We start from the raw sequence: 18,024 nt of genomic DNA, 5'->3' as shown, positions 1-18,024 counted from the left end.
CATTTACTTATCTTATTCCATCAGATGAAAATAATGCCGCCATATATGAGAGATTTGGCTTTAATTATGTTATGGACAAATTTGAGATAACTCCTACGGAGCATAGGAGGAAGGCAACTCATTCACTTATATTAAGAAAGGCAGATAACAGTGATTTGGTGAAATTATCAATTTTTGCCCAGTCAACAGCCTATAATAAGTATAGCGTGGTAGTGTCAAAGGATGTGGAGTATTTCAAAAGAATAAAAGAACTTATAGATGTTGAAGGCGGACATATTGACATATACGTGGAAAATAAAGTTATTGTGGGATATAGAATATGGATTGACCATGAAATATTTGAGGAAGTTTTAGATAGCAGCATACAATCTTTAAGTTGGGAAAGTGATGTAAGAAAGCCATATGTTATGGCAAGAATAATAAATATAAGAAAAACCCTAAGGATGTTTGAATTTAAAAACATAGATGAGATTGTGTTTAAAATAACAGATCCTATTTTAGATGAGAATAACGGTTATTTTGTTATGACACAAAAACATGGAAGTATAAAATTAGAAAAGAAGTCTGAAGGGGATATAGAAGGTGAGCCTGATTTTGACATAGGAATAGGCGAACTTACTGCACATATATTTGGGTATAAGTTGATTCCGGGATTGCCGGCAGTATGTAGAAAAGACAGCTTTTTTATAAATGATTACGTTTAATGGATAAGGAGTACAAAATGAAGATTTATAACACATTATCGAGAAAAAAAGAAGAATTTGTTCCTATAGAGGAAGGTAAGGTAAGAATGTATGTATGTGGACCTACAGTGTATAATCTTATACACATAGGAAACGCAAGACCTATGATTATATTTGATACTTTCAGAAGATATTTAGAGTATAAGGGATATGAGGTTAATTATGTTTCTAACTTCACCGATGTAGATGATAAAATCATTAAAAAGGCAATTGAAGAGGGAAGCACCGCTGAGGAAGTATCCCAGAGATATATAAAAGAATGTAAAAAAGATATGGCAGGAATGAATGTTAAACCTGCTACAACACATCCACTTGCCACTCAGGAAATTGATGGCATGATTGATATGATTAAAACGTTAATTGACAAGGGTTACGCATATGATTCTAACGGAACTGTTTATTACAGAACAAGAAAGTTTAGTGATTACGGAAAATTATCAAAGAAGAATATAGATGATTTAGAGGCAGGACACAGAGATATTAAGGTAGCAGGAGAGGAATCAAAGGAAGATCCTTTAGACTTTGTTTTGTGGAAGCCAAAGAAAGAGGGAGAGCCGGCATGGCCATCACCTTGGAGTGAGGGAAGACCGGGATGGCATATTGAGTGTTCAGTAATGTCTAAAAAGTATTTAGGAGACGAAATAGATATCCATGCAGGTGGTGAGGATTTGATTTTCCCACATCATGAAAATGAAATTGCCCAAAGCGAGGCAGCTAACGGATGTTGCTTTTCAAAATACTGGATGCACAATGGATTTTTAAATATTGACAATAAAAAAATGTCAAAATCTCTTGGAAATTTCTTTACAGTAAGAGATATTGCAGAAAAATATGACTTGCAGGTACTTAGATTTTTCATGCTTAGCGCCCATTATAGAAGTCCCCTTAACTTTAGCGATTCATTAATGGAAGCAGCAAAGAATGGATTAGAGAGAATAGTAACTGCCGGAGAAAAAATCAGGGAAGTTATGTCTAATGGAAAAGCTGGTGCTATTTCTCAGGAAGAAGAGAAACTGCTAAATGATGCAAAGGTATTTGTAACTAAGTTTGAAGATGCAATGGATGATGATTGCAATACGGCAAACGCCATTACAGCAGTATTTGAGCTTGTAAAATTTTCTAACAGTAATTTAGGTGATAATTCATCCAAAAAATTTGCCAAGTCATTATATGATGTATTAAGCAGGCTTTGTGATGTTCTTGGAATCATCCTTGAAAAGGAAGAAAAGGAAGTAGGGGATGAGGGCTACATTGAAGAAATGATTGCAAAACGTGCCCAGGCTAAAAAAGACAGAGATTTTGCATTAGCAGACAGCATACGTGATGAACTGGCAGCTAAGGGAATTATCCTTAAGGATACAAGAGAAGGAACAAAGTGGAGCAGAAACTAGGAAATATATGATGGAACCGGATTTGTTTGGAATAATTAGAAAGAAGATGGAGTTAAAGGAGATTAATGTAAATGATTATTCTCCTTTGACCCTTGCCTATATTGGAGATGGCATTTACGAAATTGTAGTAAGAACCATTATTGTAGATGAGGCTAACAGACAGGTAAACAAAATACATAAGGCATCTTCCCAACTGGTAAAGGCACAAAGTCAGGCAAAAATGATTCATTTAATAATGGATATGCTGACAGAAGAGGAAAAGTCCATATATAAAAGAGGGCGTAACGCAAAGGCTGTTACAAGAGCAAAAAATGCCTCTATGTCAGATTACAGGGTAGCAACGGGATTTGAAGCTCTTATGGGCTGGCTTTATTTAAGTGGACAGTCAGACAGAATGATGGAGCTTATGAAAACCGGTATAGAACTTTTTAAGCAGGATAATATTAAAGAAGTATAAAGAGGTTATAATGAGATACGAGGAATTTGTAATAGAGGGAAGAAATGCCGTAATTGAGGCTTTTCGCGCAGGTAAAACCATAGACAAGCTTTTTGTTTTAGAGCATTGTAAGGAAGGCTCTATGAATACGGTGCTTAGGGAGGCCAAAAAGCAGGGTACTGTTATTAACTATGTAAAAAGAGAAAGACTTGACCAGATGTCAGAAACAGGAAAACATCAGGGAGTCATTGCATATATTGCAGCTTACGAATACGGGTCAGTTGAGGATATTTTAAAAAAGGCAGAGGATAAAGGTGAGCAGCCTTTTGTTATTATTTTAGATGATATTGAAGACCCGCATAACTTAGGGGCAATTATAAGAACAGCTAATTTAGCAGGGGCTCACGGAGTTATTATTCCAAAGCACAGGGCATCAGGGCTTACGGCAACAGTAGTTAAGGCATCAGCAGGAGCCATTAATTATACCCCGGTAGCAAAGGTTACAAATATTTCCAAAACCATTGAGGAACTTAAAGAAAAGGGATTGTGGTTTGTGTGTGCAGATATGGATGGCACAACAATGTACGACCTTGATTTAAAGGGACCAATAGGCCTGGTAATAGGAAACGAGGGAAAAGGTGTAAGCCGCCTTGTAAAGGAAAAATGTGATTTTATTGCAAAGGTGCCAATGTTTGGGGATATCGATTCTCTTAATGCTTCGGTAGCAGCAGGGGTTTTGGCATATGAAATAGTGAGACAGAGATTAAAATAAATAATTAAAAAAGCATCATAGAAATATGGTGCATTTTTAATACAATTATTGGAGGATAACATATGATTAGATTTGCAACAATAGGTACAAATTTTGTGGTTGAATGGTTTTTAAAATGTGCGGCACAGGTAGAGGGGCTGCAATATAACGGAACATATTCCAGAAACATTGAAAAAGCAGAAAAATTTGCCAAAGAGCATAATGGAAATCTTATTTTTGGTAATTTAGAAGAATTAGCAAAATCAAAGGATGTAGATGCGGTATATATTGCAAGTCCTAATTCTTTGCATTATGAACAGGCACGGCTTATGATAAAAAACAAAAAACATGTAATGATAGAAAAGACCATTACCAGCAATTTAAGAGAACTTAATGAGTTATGCCGGTTAGCTAAAGAGAACAATGTGGTTATAATGGAAGCCATGCGTTCAGTGTATTCACCGGGATTTTTGGCAATAAAAGATGCAATGAAAAAGATAGAGCCTGTAAGAAGAGTGGAGTTTCAGTATTGCCAGTATTCATCCAGGTACGATAAATACAAGAACGGAATAATTGAAAATGCCTTTAATCCGTCATTTTCTAATGGAGCATTAATGGATATTGGAGTATATTGCGTCCATCCGTTAGTAAAATTATTTGGATTGCCGGATGAAATAAAGGCAACAGCTACCATGCTTCCTGACAGTATAGACGGTCAGGGGACAATAACCTGTGCATATGACGGTATGATAGCAGATATTTCCTATTCCAAGATTACCAATGGAAGACTTCCAAGCCAGATTCAGGGAGAAAAAGGAACTATATTGATAGAGGACATACCAAATCCGAGAAAAATCAAAATAATATATAATGATGGTTATGAAGAAAACATAGAGAATATTCCATGTAAGGATTTGAATTTGGAATATGAGGCAGAAGAATGGGCAGAACTTATTAATAAAGGTGAGTTTACTGACAAACATATAAAGTATTCCGTAATGTGCATTAAGGTTATGGATGAAGCAAGAAGACAGCAAAATATTGTATTCCCTGCAGATAAATAAAGGATAGAATTTATACTTTCAGCACTGGCGTCATATAATTAAGTAAATATATTTTCAGGAATAGGGTATGATAAAAAAAATATTAAAAGGCGAAAGAGGCAGCGGGTTAAAAGGAATACTGTTTATTATTGGTATTTTTGCCATAGCTTTCTTTGCCGGAGAAGGCGTGGGGCTGGTAAAAGAAAAGGTTTTACCTGCTAGTAATGTTATTGAAAATGGTGAAAACTGGGGACTGGGATTTGGAGAAAGTGGAACTCAGCCTACGGGAACGGAATCACCGGAGGTTATGAAAAAATATAATGCCTTCTATATAGGAAGCGGGGATAAAAAAGAAATATATTTAACCTTTGACTGTGGATACGAGAATGGAAACACGCCTGCTATTTTAGATGCATTAAAAAAGCATAAAGTAAAGGCAACTTTCTTTGTGGTAGGCCATTTTTTAAAGGAAAACGAAGATTTAGTTAAAAGGATGGTGAAAGAAGGGCATACTGTAGGAAATCATACATATAATCATCCAAACATTGTAGGAATGGATAAAGAAAAATTCGCAAATGAGGTAGTACAGGTGGAGGAGCTATATAAAAGTATAACGGGAAAAAACATGACTAAGTATTACAGACCTCCCCAGGGAAAATACAATACGGATAATTTGAAAATGGCTCAGGAAATGGGGTACAAAACATTTTTCTGGAGTTTAGCATATGTGGACTGGAACAGGGATTCCCAGCCTACTAAAGAAGAAGCATTTGATAAATTGTTATCACGGATACATCCGGGGGCAATTGTTTTATTACATAACACATCAAAAACAAATGGAGAAATATTAGATGAATTGCTTAGCAAATGGGAAGAAATGGGGTATACTTTCGGAGTGTTAAAAAATTTGAAATAAAAAGCAGATTTTTTCGTTTATAGGATTACAGGTAAAAATATATATGCTATAATATTAAGTGGTGTGAAATAAAATTCCCCAATGTACAAATTAACCCACAATAGTGGAAAACAAGAGATAGGAGATTGTGAATATGAAAAGAATGGCGAAGAAAGCCATGGCATTGACCCTTGCAATGTGTTTGACATGTACGGCAGTGCCAACTATGGCAAATCAAAGTTTGAAAGTAACCAAAGAGAAAAAAGCAGTAAAGAGCAGCAGAAATTATGTTGAGGGTCAGGCTATTGTTATGTATGGAAACATTAAAACGTCAACAAGAAGTGCCGGCAGCAACATTGCAGATGATGATATGGAAGTTGTAGAAACATATGTTTTTAATTCAGATACATCAGTTAATGCAAAATCGGCTAACAAGGTTAGTGACAATGGATTTTCAGTGTCATTAGTTAAGTCTGATAAGTATAGTACCAAGGAATTAATTAGTATCTTAAAAAAGAAAAGTAACGTTAAATATGCTGAACCAAATTATAAAATAAAAGCATCAGACTACAATGACAGTTACTATAAGTATTTGTGGGGACTTGACAATAAGGGACAGAATAACGGTACAGAGGGCATTGATGTAAATGCAGACACACCATTATTAGATAATAAGGACAATAAGGAAAGAGTAATTGCAATAGTTGATACCGGTATTAATTACCAACATGAAGATTTAAAAGATATTGTTTGGAATAATCCTTATAACAACAGAAAATTATATGGCGAGCACGGCTATGATTTTGTTAATTATGACACAGACCCTATGGATGATAACGGTCATGGTTCACATTGTGCCGGAATTGCGGCAGGAAAATCAAATAATGGAGTTGGAATTGCCGGAATTGCTAAAAGTAACAATATAAAAGTAATGGCACTTAAAACTCTCAATGAAGAAGGCAGCGGAAGTGGAATGGATGCCATAGGAGCGTACAATTATATTTACAAGGCACAGCAGTTAGGTGTAAATGTAGTAGCTGTAAATAATTCCTGGGGTGGCTCAGCAGATGAAGAAGATGAAATTATAAAAAATCTTATTGAGCTTGTAGGAAAGAAAGGCGCTATATCTGTATGTGCAGCAGGAAATGATGGCTCTGATAATGATGAAAACTTAATGAATAATTATCCTTCATCTATAGATAGTCCATATATAATTTCCGTTGCAGCTTCTAATGAAAAGGATGAATTGGCAGGATTTTCAAATTATGGAACAGAGAGCGTTGACATAGCAGCTCCCGGTGCTGATATTTTATCAACAGTTTCATATAATTGCTTTAATCCGGGAATATATGATAACAAAGATAAATTATGTAGTACATATGTTAATTTTGATAATGAAAGCATTTTGAATGTTTTTAATGAAGAAGGAAAGATGGTAGCTACACCTGAAAATAATGAAGTGGCTTACGGAACATTAAGTGAATCTGATGGAACTATGAATGTATCAACTACAAATAGTGAGTATTTTGGAGAAAAGTCTTATAACAACAAATCACTTAAATGGGAAATAAAAGGTGCACAGAAAGATGGAATGTATTTTATGTGCCTTCCATATACAATGAAGTCATCAGATACAGGTACATCAGCCAGTGCTATGGTTAAGGTAAGTGGTCCAAAGGCAACAAATGATGACTGGTTAGGTGGTGACAATTCGGTAATTTATGCCATAGATTGTAAATTAGACAAAAACGGAAAAGTGGATATAAGTGATTTAGATACTCTTGAAGATGGAGTGTTTGCCAGTGCTTATATAGATGAAAACGGTAATTACTGGTCTCATTTTTCAGGAGAGGTATCATCAAAGAGCAAAAAAGATGAACAACATGTAATATTGTTATGTGTTAGCTCATATGAGGAAGGTGATTTTACTGTTTATGTAGACAATTGGGGCATAAGCAGGGAAAATGTATCACCGGATGAATTTGGTATGTATGATTATTACAATGGAACATCTATGGCTACTCCATATGTTACAGGTGCTGTTGCAGCAGTGGCTAATGCATATACAAATGAAAATGCACTCCAGATAAAAGCAAGAATTTTAGGAAGTGCAAGAAATAATCAAAATTTTGAAGGCAGGATATTAACAGGCGGAGTACTTGATTTATCTAAAATAGGTAATCCGACTATGACTATAGACAAGATTAAGTTTAACAGTAAAAAACAGATAGAAATATCCGGTTATTACACAGATAATGCTGAAGTATATATTAATGATAAAAAGATAAGTACAATATCAAATAATGGAAAGACAATTCTTGTTGATGGTAAATCATATCAGAATAAGTCAGTAAAGATAAAACTGGTTAAAGGTGAGCGTTCATATGAAAAAGAATACTTCTTTGCTACCGGTACCGGTTTCAACGTGGGACCATCTGTAGATGCAGAATTAAATGGCGGACAAATGATTTCTAATGGTGGAAATTTGATATATATAGATGGGGAAGGTACAGTGTCACAAGGAGTGGAATACAAAGACGAAGATACAGGTAAGGATGACTTTTACTGGCGATACGGTACGTTTGGTTTTTCATCAGATGTATTTGGAAAAGAATATGAAAATGCCGCAACTGCTTCGATTTATAATGAAACAGATTATGTATGTTCTAATGGTGTTGTTTATGGTTGTATAACTCTTGACGAAGGCTTTGCACAAAATACTATTTTGGCGTACTATGATAATGAAAAGGGTTGGAAGAAGCTTTCTAATATGCCTAAGGAAAAAGAAGGATTAAATGGAGTTATACTGGCTTCATATAATGGTGAACTTTATTTAATGGGCGGTACTGATGAAGATGATAATTTTTCAAAGACAGTTATGAAATATTCAACAGCATCTAAGAAGTGGTATTCTGCAAAGAGTTTACCGGAGGGCAGAGCATATTCAAAGGCTATCCAGGTAGGTAAAAAGATTGTTGTTACATTAGGTTCAAATGGTACAATGAATGTTCCGGCTAACCTGATATATGATGGAACAAAATGGACAAAGTCAAAAGCAACTATTGGAAAATCAATTGATACCCAGATAATTGAGGGCAAGAATAAAAAATTTGCTGTTTTAATGGGTGAAATTGGTCTTGTAAAAGGTGGAATCATATATACAAACTTACGTGTAGATTCATTAGGTGATACTTTCACATATAATATTGCAAAGGATAAGTTTATTGCTTCAAAGTATGCACTTAATGCATCAAATCTTGAATTTGATAATTTATATGCTACAACAGCAGGAGATAAATTATACGTTGTATATGGTTTTGCAATGGCTGATGACGAAGGTAAAGAATTTGGGTCTAATAAAAGCAAGCTGTCAAATAAAGATTTTTATGATGAAGATGATTATGAGGATGATGCAAAGATATTATGTATTCCGATAGATTCCGGGGCGGTTTATGTTGAAGATACATCTGAGTTTGGTGCTTATGTAGAAGGTACGGGTTATTATCTGCCGGGAGATACAGTTACCTTGAAAGCAGCAGTAATGGATAAGAAAGTTAATATAAGCCAGTTCATAGTTAATGGAAAATCTGTTAAGAAGGGCAAAACCGGTTATGTATATACTGCAAGAGCATATGACTTACCGGCAAAAATCACGGCAAGTGTAAAAGCAGAGTATACTGATATATATATAAAGCCGGGAAAAACATCTGTTAAGAAAGCAGTAAGGGCTAAAAACAATAAGAGCATAAAACTTACACTTAAAAAGGTAGGTGCAGCTTCAGGATACCAGATTAAATATTCTACATCAAAGAAATTTGAAAAGAAAGTCACAAAAACTGTTAATACTAAGAAAAACATGGCTGTAATAAAGAAGCTTAGTGCTAAAAAGACATATTATATTAAGGCAAGAGCATACCGTAAAACAGGTAAATCAAAGAAATATGGCAGCTGGTCTAAGGTTAAGACAGTTAAGGTAAAGAAGAAATAAGAGGAGAAGTTAATGAGTTACGCAGATAAAGTATTTGTTGATATGTGCAGAGATATTCTTGATAACGGTATAGACACAAAGGGTGAAAAGGTCAGACCAAAGTGGGAGGACGGTACTTTTGCATATACCATAAAGAAATTCGGGGTCGTAAACAGATATGATTTAAAGAAGGAATTTCCGGCAATAACTCTTCGTAAAACAGGTTTCAAAAACTGCTTAGATGAGTTACTGTGGATATGGCAGAAAAAATCTAACAATGTAAATGATTTAAACAGCCATATATGGGATGCATGGGCTGATGAAAACGGCTCAATAGGTAAGGCATATGGCTACCAGTTAGGTGTTAAGCATCACTATAAGGAAGGTGATATGGATCAGGTAGACAGAGTTCTTTATGATTTAAAGAACAATCCTTACAGCAGACGAATACTTACAAATATTTATGTACATCAGGATTTGTCTGAAATGAATTTATATCCATGTGCATACAGCATGACTTTTAACGTAACGAAAAATAAAGAAACAGGGAAACTTGTATTAAACGGTATGTTAAATCAGCGTTCCCAGGATGTACTTACTGCAAATAACTGGAATGTTTGTCAGTATGCAGCTTTGGTTCACATATTGGCTCAGGTAAATGACATGGAGGTGGGAGAATTTGTCCATGTAATAGCTGATGCTCATATTTATGACAGACATGTTCCTTTAGTTGAGGAATTAATCAGCAGAGAGCAGCATCCGGCACCAAAATTGTGGATAAATCCTGAAATTAAGAATTTCTATGATTTTACGGTGGATGATTTAAAATTAGAAGATTATGTTACAGGTGAACAGATAAAAATACCTGTTGCAGTTTAGGAGGAACAAAATGAATTTAATTGTTGCAGTGGATAAGAATTGGGCTATAGGCTACAAAAATGATTTACTTGTAAGCATACCTGATGATATGAAATTTTTCAGGGAAACAACAACAGGAAAAGTTGTTATTATGGGAAAAAATACATTAGAAAGTTTTCCTAATTCAAAACCATTAAAAAATAGGGTGAACATTGTAATTGCTCTTGAAAAAGATTACAAGGTAGACGGGGCTACAGTGGTTTATTCTATAGAAGAGGCATTAGAGGAAGCTAAAAAATACAATACTGAAGATGTATTTGTAATTGGTGGAGGAAGCATTTATAAACAGATGCTTCCATACTGTGATACTGCATATGTTACTTATGTTGACTATGAATATGCAGCAGACACTTTCATACCTAATTTAGATGAAATGTCGGATGAATGGGAAATGGTTGAAGAAAGTGAAGAAAATACTTATTTCGATTTGGAGTATTATTTCAGAACTTATAAGCGTAAATAATATCAATTGATGTTATAAAAATAGAGTTGCAATTTAAGCATTTAACAGGCTTAAATTGTAACTTTATTTTTATGCTAAAAAATAGAACCGTAATAAAAAATAGTGATACTTGAAAAATACAAAAAAACAAACAATAATTAAGTTAATATATTAAAATATCAATAGGAGGTATTATGAAAAAAGAGTCGATAACAAAGAAATTTAAAGCAATGATATCTTTTGTTTTGGCGTTAGTGCTATTGGTTCAGCCAATAACTATGCCTAAAGATGTGTATGCATCGGGTAATGTTAAACTTGAAATAAATGGTTTTCAGATAAGTGCAATGTTAGAAGCATTTAGAACCATTTACTCTGTATCGGAAACAGATAAAACAGATGAAATAGGATTGGTATACGGACTTACCGATTCGGTTTCAGAAGATGAAATGATAGTAGGAAGCTTAAATACTACAGTTCATTCATATGCAGCAACACCATTGGGAGAGACAGGCAAAAAGTACAGTTCATTGGATAATGCAAAAAGCTACTGTCTTACAATGGAATTTATAAAAAATGCAGAGTTTTATAAACAGGGCATAAGTGTAAGGGCATATGCTAAATTAAAAGATGGCAGTTATGTTTATAGCAATATAAGCACAATGTCTGTATATGACGTAGCAGGAAAACTTTATAACAGAAATCTTATGAGTAATATGAGAGGTCATGAGTATCTGTATGATAGTATTCTTTCTGTTGTAGACAGTTCATATAAGAAGGTGGATTATATGAATAGAAATACTATTGTTACAGCAGAGGCTGAGGAAAATACTACAGTAGCACCTACTGAGAAACCGACAGAACCGGAGACTACAGCAAAGCCTGAGGAAACAACTACAAAGGCTGAAGTAGATCGTACTACATATAAGAAACCGGGAGTTCAAAGTGAAGGTGCTGATGCTGAGGTGGCATCAAATATTTCCCTTAATAAATATATTGACGGAATTGATACGGAATTTTCATCTACAAAAGGAAATACTTCTAACAATGAAGGAATAAATAACTTGTTTGATGGAAATGTAAATACAAAATTCTTTACAGGGGATGCACCGGTTATTTCCATCGCATGGAAAATGAAACGTGCTACCATAATCAGAAACTACACATTAGTAACAGCAGGTGATGCAGCTACTTATCCACATAGAAATCCATATAAATGGAAATTGTTAGGCTCTGTAAACGGTACTGACTGGGTACAGCTTGATGCAGTGGACAATGGTGGAATAGGTCATGAAAATAACAAAGGATACTCATATGATACTGATGCTCAAAAAGCATGTCAGTTCTTTATGTTAAGAATTGAGAGCAGTGGTGATGATGGAAAGTTGTATTACGGCTCACAGTTGTCAGAAATATACATAAAAGGTGATGTTGTTCAGAAAACAGAAAACATTGGTGTTGATTTAGATGACCATATAAGTGGAATTAACACATCAGCTACAACTGTTGTAGGATATAATGGAAATGAAGGTGTTGAGAATCTTTTTGACGGTGATACATCAACAAAATTATTTACCAATACTGCAACACCATGTTCAATAGCGTGGACAATGAAGGAAAGCACATCATTGTATAGTTATACTTTAACAACTGCCAATGATAACGCTACATATAAGAACCGTTCAATAAAATCATGGGTGTTATATGGTTCAAATGATGGAAATAACTGGGATGTAATTGACAGGGTAAATGACAGTGGAATAATGGATGTAAATTATGCTGATTATACATACATTGTAGATAACGTTGGCTCATATAAACATTTTAAATTAACAGTAACAGAAGGATATGGAAATTCATTCCAATTATCGGAAATTAGCTTAAAAGGATGTGCATTATTATTGGAAAATGAGTTCGAAGCTATTTTCACAGGAGACTGGGATAAGGTTACTGCAACAAACTATAAGAAGAACCTTAAGGATTTATTCTATCAGGTTTATCCACGTCAGTATACAAGATGGGGAACAGGTTCAGAACCTAAGAGAATGTTTATAGTAGCAGATAAGGGTTATGACGGAGTTGCATACACTATGGGAAATTCCATTGTAATTTCAGTAGACTGGATGAATTCTAATCCGGTAGGTATAGGATATTTCTCTCACGAGCTTACTCATGCAGCACAGCAGTACGGAAATGTTACATCTTCCGGTTCAGCGTGGTGGGTTGAAAATATGGCGAACTATGGTGGATTCCGTTATTACCATTGGGCAACTGAAGACAATGTCCAGGTATACCAGGCAAGTGATACATCCCTTCAGGACTGGGGATATCAGGCATATGGCAATAACAAATGGTTCTTTGCATATATGGATGCAAAATATCCTACAACTAAGTCATCTGACGGAACTGTAAAATTAGGACTTATTGATAGCATAAATAATATGTTAAAGACAAATAAGGGAACACAGTATGATGATAATCCAAAGAACACATCTACACCGTGGAACAAGCTGGTATATCAGATAACAGGATATGACTGTATTGAGTCACTTCGTCTTAAATATGTGCAAGAATTGAAGAATGGTACATGGGCATTTACAGGATTCAGATATTATCAGGATAACTGGATAACAGAAGGAATAGCAGGTGTTGATAATCCTACTTATCCTATGATTGGTCCTAAAACTCATGGCTCAAAAAAAGCCGCAAAGCTGGATACAGCTGTTACAAGTGGAAACAACTTGTGTAGTGGAGCGTCAATTCTTCATACATCAGGTCAGACAAATGTAAATGAAGCAGCTGAAAAGTTAATTGACGGAAATCTTGATACGAAATGGTGTTCAAGGAGTTCTTCCGAATCAACATTTAACGGTGTAATGCATTCAGTTAAAATTGACTTAGGAAGTAAGAAGACGTTTAATACATACACAATATACAATACACAAAGCAAAGAAAATTTTGCTAATGCATCAGAGTGGGAAATATTGGTATCAGAGGATGGAAAGACATGGACATCTGTTGATTATCAAAATAACAACAATAATTCGGTTTCATCATATAATATTGGTACACAGACAGCACGTTACGTTCAGATTAAAATATTTAATCCGGGAGATAGTGCAGGTACAATAAGGCTATATGAATTCCAGTTGTATAACAAATAATATATAAAAAATACCCCCTATAGTCGTATTAATTTAATTAAATATGGCTATAGGGGATTTTTTATTTCATTAAATTAAGCTCATGATAAAGGCGGGCAATTGGAAGTCCCACAACATTATTATAATCTCCATTGATACCTTTTACATATACGGCAAATTGTCCCTGAATACCGTATCCTCCGGCTTTGTCATAGCAATCTCCGGTAGAAATATAGCTGCTTATTTCTAGGTCTGTCATAGGATATAAAGTAACATCTGTAGATTCAAAAAATGAGTAAATTTCTTTATGCTTTGTATTAAAATCATATTTTATTAATGTAACTCCGGTATAAACCTTATGAGTTGAATCCTGAATGGATTTAATCATTGAAAATGCTTCTTCAAAGTTTTTAGGTTTTCCCATTATTTTACCGTTTTTGGTAACTATGGTGTCGGCACCAATAACTAAAAAAGACAAATCTTCAAAAGCCATAAGAGAAAAATCTATATGAGACATAAGCTTGTTAAAAACATCGTCAGCTTTTTGAAGGGAAAGTTCTTTTACAATATCGGAAGGGATAGATTTAGTGATTTTCTCATCAACCTCTGATTTTATGATTTCAAATTCAAAACCTGCCTGCTTCATAAGTTCACATCTTCTGGGAGATTGGGATGCTAAAATAATTTTTGTTTTATCTAAATTAATCATATTTGCTCCTTAAACTTTAATATAAATACCAGTATAATTTACCAGTGAAAATAAATTTTGTAAACAACTAACAAAGTAATATTTTTAAGGATTATTATAGATAGAAATGAAAGAAAGGAAAGCAGTGGATGAATAAAATAAGAAAATTTATTGTTACAATGCTTGTAATTACCATGGTAACTACAGTGGCACCAATATGGAATGTTTCAGCAAATAATACTGTAGGTAAAAAGGTTACTGTCACAACAAAAAAGAAAAAGGTTAAAAGAAAAAAGAAACCTAAAGCCTATATAAAGGTAGCTAAGGTGAAACGCACAAAGAAAGCGGTAAAGGTGAAGGTTAAGTTCATTAACAAAACTAACCGGGAAAAATACTATGGTGAGGTATACTTTATCAAAAAATATGTTAATGGAAAATGGCGGAAAGTTGAGTATGGACATGGTGGTAAAATAGCTTTTAATAGCATAGCGTATGTACTTCCTAAAAAGTCATCGGCATATAAAACATATAATCTTACATATGCATATAATAAAGAAGACCTGCAACCGGGAAAGTATAGAATATATGTGGACTATGATGTGAAGGCTAGGGGAAGGTATGCTACATTCAGAATAAAAAAATAATCTATAGTAAAAAATAACAGCTTTTCTAAATATTAGAAGGCTGTTATTTTTTGTGAGGATTTTTATTGGTATATACAGGAATAATGTATTTTATTAGTGCAAAAACATGATTGAGTAATAAAGAAAAACGTTGTAAATCCGTTAATTTTTTCTAATATCAATAATTATTTATTGAAAAACGATAAAAATATATTGACTTTCATACATTAGAGGATTATTATGAATTGTAAGGATACCAGTAAATTAAAACTTTAAAAGGAGGACAAAATGAAGTTAAATATTACCAGATTTACAAAGGCTGTTCTTGATATTATGTTTGTTTTAGGAATACTTATCACAGCCACATTACCTTTTCTACTGAAAACATATGGAAAATATGTGGAGCCGGGAATAGAAAAGTACATATGGCAAAACAGTGTGGTATTGGGGCTTTGTGGAATATTTTCCCTTATGATTGTATGGGAGTTAAGAAAAATGTTTAAAACCGTAATAGCAGATGACTGCTTTGTTAGAAATAACGTGACAAGTCTTAAAAAAATGTCCATATACAGTGTAGAAATTGTATTTTTTATGGCAGTGAAATGCCTATTTAACATAACCCTTGCCACTATGGCGATAATGATGGTTTTTATAATTGCAGGATTATTTAGCCGTGTACTGGCACAGGTGTTTGACAAGGCCGTAACTTATAAACTGGAAAATGATTTAACAATATAGGAGGTGCCCGATGGCTATAGTAATAAATTTAGATGTGGTTATGGCACAAAGGAAAATGGGCTTAACGGAGTTATCCCAAAAGGTGGGAATAACTCAGGCAAATTTATCTATTCTTAAAAACAATAAGGCGAAAGCAATCCGTTTTTCAACATTAGATGAAATATGTAAGGTTTTACAGTGCCAGCCGGGAGATATATTACAGTTTGTGGAGGATTAATTTATGGAAAATAATATGAGAAAAGAAATGGAAGAGAAAGAAAAACAGGATTTTAAGGTGCTGGGATTATCGTCATTTATATATGCAGTGGTACTTACTTTTTGCCTTTACAAGAATTTTTCGGGAATTACCAATGTGCTGTGGACAGTGGCAACGGTAATTTATATTGCGTATGTGGCACGTAAATATGAAAAAAAGCAAAAGCCAATAAATATTTTTTATGATTGCGTAATCATACTTCTTGGAATTTCAAATTTTACTACGGATAATCAGAGTATTCTGTTTTTTAACTATATGGTGATTTTCATAGCCATAGCAGTAAATATGATATATATGTTTATTGACATAAAAAAACTGGGAATGTGCATTCAATCCATGGCTGTGTGCCAGTGTATATTTGGATGCATAGGAGAACTGTCAAAGCCTTTTACCCATGGAATAAAAGCATTAAAAATGGATAAAGACCGAAATAAAAATATAAAATACATATTAATTGGTGTAGGCTGTGCTCTGCCTGTTGTAATGATGGTAACCATTATCCTAGCCAGTGCAGATAGTGTTTTTAGAAACATGATAGTTAAAATTTTTAAATTAGATACTCTTATTCTTAATTTAACCGGAATAGTAATTATGATAATTGTATCTTATGCCCTGGCATATGCATTTTCTTTTTATGTGAAAAATGGAAAAGTATACATAAATGAAAAAGAAAACAAGATGGCTGCACTTCCCGTTAATATAATTATGTCAATGGTAGCTGTTGTTTATGTGATGTTTGCCACTATACAGGTGGTATATCTATTTGGTCATGGAGGCAGTCTTCCTCAGGGATATACATATGCACAATATGCCAGACAGGGATTTTTCCAGCTGTTGTTTTTAAGTTGTGTAAATGTTCTTGTTATACTGCTTACCATGGAATTTGTAAAAGTAAATAAATTCATGAAGGTGGTTTCGGGAGTAATATGCCTGTGTACATTTATAATGATATTTTCCAGCGAATACAGAATGAAAATGTACATAGAAGAGTATGGTCTCACTTTTTCAAGGATTTTTGTATTGTGGCTGTTAGTTGTTATAGGTATGGTTATGCTGGGATTAGTCATTAAAAACTTCCATAAAGAATTAAATTTATTTTCCTTTTCAATGGTAGTTGTAATATGCTGTTTTATTGTTTTGTCCTTTAGTCATGTTGATTATATTATAGCTAAATACAATTTATCCCAGTGTCAATATATTATGGATAAGAATAAAAATGATGACCCTTATGAGATAAATATTTATGTGGATATGGATTATATCATTAATCTTTCAGCAGACAGTGTGCCGGCGGTTTTGGATGAGAAAAATGAGAAGGTGACACGATATTTAAACAAAAAGAGGTATTATAAGAAATTAGAAAAATACAAAGACGGTGGAATAAGGAGTTTTAATTTATCAAGATATAATGCAGGAAAGAATGTAAAGTAAATATAAATACCATGGAAATAATCATTACTTGATTTTCTACACATAAGGGTTATAATAACTTTGTTTAGTATGTTCTTTTATGGGAGGATAGATAATTGAGAATTATTATTGCTGGAGATGGAAAAGTTGGCGCAACTCTGACTAGAAAATTGTCAGCAGAAGGGTGTGATTTAACTTTAATTGATTCCAATCCAAAGGTATTAGAGGCAAGCTTAGAGAGATATGACGTTATGGCAATTCAGGGAAACTGTGCATTAATGTCAGTATTGAATAAGGCTGAAATCAAAAAAACAGACTTGCTTATTGCAGCTACCGGAGCAGATGAAATTAATTTATTATCTTGTATGACAGCACATAAGATGAATGACAGATTACATACAATAGCAAGAATAAGAAATCCGGAATATAGTGAACAGATTTATAACATGAGCGGAGAATTTGGGTTATCTTTGGCTGTTAATCCTGAAAAGCAGACAGCAATTGAAATAGAGAGATTGCTTAAATATCCGGGATTTTTACAGAGAGATACCTTTGCAAAGGGAAAAGTTGAAATTGTGGAATT

General features: G+C 34.0%; 17 protein-coding genes (1 of these 17 only partly in view). 16 read left to right on the top strand and 1 reads right to left on the bottom strand.

Annotation, left to right across the window (positions count from 1 at the left end):
• The 11 genes from Q5O30_RS08845 to Q5O30_RS08795 form a co-directional block, all read left to right on the top strand.
• Nucleotides 1-90, top strand: partial view of a GNAT family N-acetyltransferase gene (locus Q5O30_RS08845; RefSeq protein WP_021953393.1) — the final stretch only. 348 nt of this gene lie to the left of the window's left edge; 90 of the gene's 438 nt are visible here — the last part of the coding sequence; its start codon lies beyond the left edge, outside the window; its stop codon occupies nucleotides 88-90.
• The gene (locus Q5O30_RS08840; RefSeq protein ID WP_021953392.1) at nucleotides 72-704 is read left to right on the top strand and encodes a sterol carrier protein domain-containing protein; all 633 of its coding nucleotides are present in this window, start codon (nucleotides 72-74) and stop codon (nucleotides 702-704) included. Before Q5O30_RS08845 ends, Q5O30_RS08840 begins: the two co-directional genes overlap by 19 nt.
• A gap of 17 nt (nucleotides 705-721) precedes the next feature.
• Complete coding sequence (cysS, locus tag Q5O30_RS08835) at nucleotides 722-2,134, top strand: cysteine--tRNA ligase (RefSeq protein WP_021953391.1); 1,413 nt, start codon at nucleotides 722-724, stop codon at nucleotides 2,132-2,134.
• A gap of 7 nt (nucleotides 2,135-2,141) precedes the next feature.
• Nucleotides 2,142-2,591, top strand: coding sequence for a Mini-ribonuclease 3 (locus Q5O30_RS08830; RefSeq protein WP_021953390.1), 450 nt, complete (start codon nucleotides 2,142-2,144; stop codon nucleotides 2,589-2,591).
• A gap of 10 nt (nucleotides 2,592-2,601) precedes the next feature.
• Entirely contained in the window at nucleotides 2,602-3,342 is a 741-nt protein-coding gene (rlmB, locus tag Q5O30_RS08825; RefSeq protein ID WP_021953389.1) for a 23S rRNA (guanosine(2251)-2'-O)-methyltransferase RlmB, read from the top strand.
• Nucleotides 3,343-3,404: 62 nt separating this feature from the next.
• The gene (locus Q5O30_RS08820; RefSeq protein ID WP_021953388.1) at nucleotides 3,405-4,385 is read left to right on the top strand and encodes a Gfo/Idh/MocA family protein; all 981 of its coding nucleotides are present in this window, start codon (nucleotides 3,405-3,407) and stop codon (nucleotides 4,383-4,385) included.
• Between the two features lie 67 nt (nucleotides 4,386-4,452).
• Nucleotides 4,453-5,280: a polysaccharide deacetylase family protein gene (locus Q5O30_RS08815; RefSeq protein WP_021953387.1), complete on the top strand. Its 828-nt coding sequence runs from the start codon at nucleotides 4,453-4,455 to the stop codon at nucleotides 5,278-5,280.
• Nucleotides 5,281-5,413: 133 nt separating this feature from the next.
• A complete protein-coding gene (locus Q5O30_RS08810) occupies nucleotides 5,414-9,247 on the top strand; it encodes a S8 family serine peptidase (protein WP_021953386.1) in 3,834 nt (1,277 codons plus the stop codon).
• 12 nt (nucleotides 9,248-9,259) lie between these two features.
• Entirely contained in the window at nucleotides 9,260-10,105 is an 846-nt protein-coding gene (gene thyA / locus Q5O30_RS08805) for a thymidylate synthase (RefSeq protein ID WP_021953385.1), read from the top strand.
• A gap of 10 nt (nucleotides 10,106-10,115) precedes the next feature.
• Nucleotides 10,116-10,607, top strand: a complete 492-nt coding sequence (locus Q5O30_RS08800; RefSeq protein ID WP_021953384.1) for a dihydrofolate reductase — start codon at nucleotides 10,116-10,118, stop codon at nucleotides 10,605-10,607.
• Between the two features lie 173 nt (nucleotides 10,608-10,780).
• The gene (locus Q5O30_RS08795) at nucleotides 10,781-13,747 is read left to right on the top strand and encodes a discoidin domain-containing protein (RefSeq protein ID WP_021953383.1); all 2,967 of its coding nucleotides are present in this window, start codon (nucleotides 10,781-10,783) and stop codon (nucleotides 13,745-13,747) included.
• A gap of 61 nt (nucleotides 13,748-13,808) precedes the next feature.
• Here the strand turns inward: Q5O30_RS08795 and Q5O30_RS08790 are convergent, their stop codons facing one another.
• Nucleotides 13,809-14,435, bottom strand: a complete 627-nt coding sequence (locus tag Q5O30_RS08790; protein WP_021953382.1) for a Maf family protein — start codon at nucleotides 14,433-14,435, stop codon at nucleotides 13,809-13,811.
• Between the two features lie 128 nt (nucleotides 14,436-14,563).
• On the opposite strand from Q5O30_RS08790, the gene Q5O30_RS08785 reads away from it, so the two are divergent.
• The 5 genes from Q5O30_RS08785 to Q5O30_RS08765 form a co-directional block, all read left to right on the top strand.
• Nucleotides 14,564-15,058, top strand: a complete 495-nt coding sequence (locus Q5O30_RS08785) for an immunoglobulin-like domain-containing protein (RefSeq protein WP_021953381.1) — start codon at nucleotides 14,564-14,566, stop codon at nucleotides 15,056-15,058.
• Between the two features lie 267 nt (nucleotides 15,059-15,325).
• Nucleotides 15,326-15,775 carry a DUF2975 domain-containing protein gene (locus tag Q5O30_RS08780; protein WP_021953380.1) on the top strand — a complete coding sequence of 150 codons (450 nt, stop codon included), beginning with the start codon at nucleotides 15,326-15,328 and terminating at the stop codon, nucleotides 15,773-15,775.
• A 10-nt stretch (nucleotides 15,776-15,785) separates the two neighbouring features.
• Complete coding sequence (locus tag Q5O30_RS08775; RefSeq protein ID WP_021953379.1) at nucleotides 15,786-15,992, top strand: helix-turn-helix transcriptional regulator; 207 nt, start codon at nucleotides 15,786-15,788, stop codon at nucleotides 15,990-15,992.
• A gap of 3 nt (nucleotides 15,993-15,995) precedes the next feature.
• A complete protein-coding gene (locus Q5O30_RS08770) occupies nucleotides 15,996-17,462 on the top strand; it encodes a DUF4153 domain-containing protein (RefSeq protein WP_021953378.1) in 1,467 nt (488 codons plus the stop codon).
• Nucleotides 17,463-17,557: 95 nt separating this feature from the next.
• Nucleotides 17,558-18,024 (top strand): NAD-binding protein (locus Q5O30_RS08765; protein ID WP_302674668.1); only part of this gene is annotated, 467 nt, incomplete at its 3' end.

Source organism: Eubacterium sp. CAG:161 (assembly GCF_000432355.1).
GTDB lineage: Bacteria > Bacillota > Clostridia > Lachnospirales > Lachnospiraceae > Eubacterium_G > Eubacterium_G segne.
Note: the sequence above shows the minus strand (reverse complement) of the source record. Positions and strands in the feature narration are given on the sequence as shown.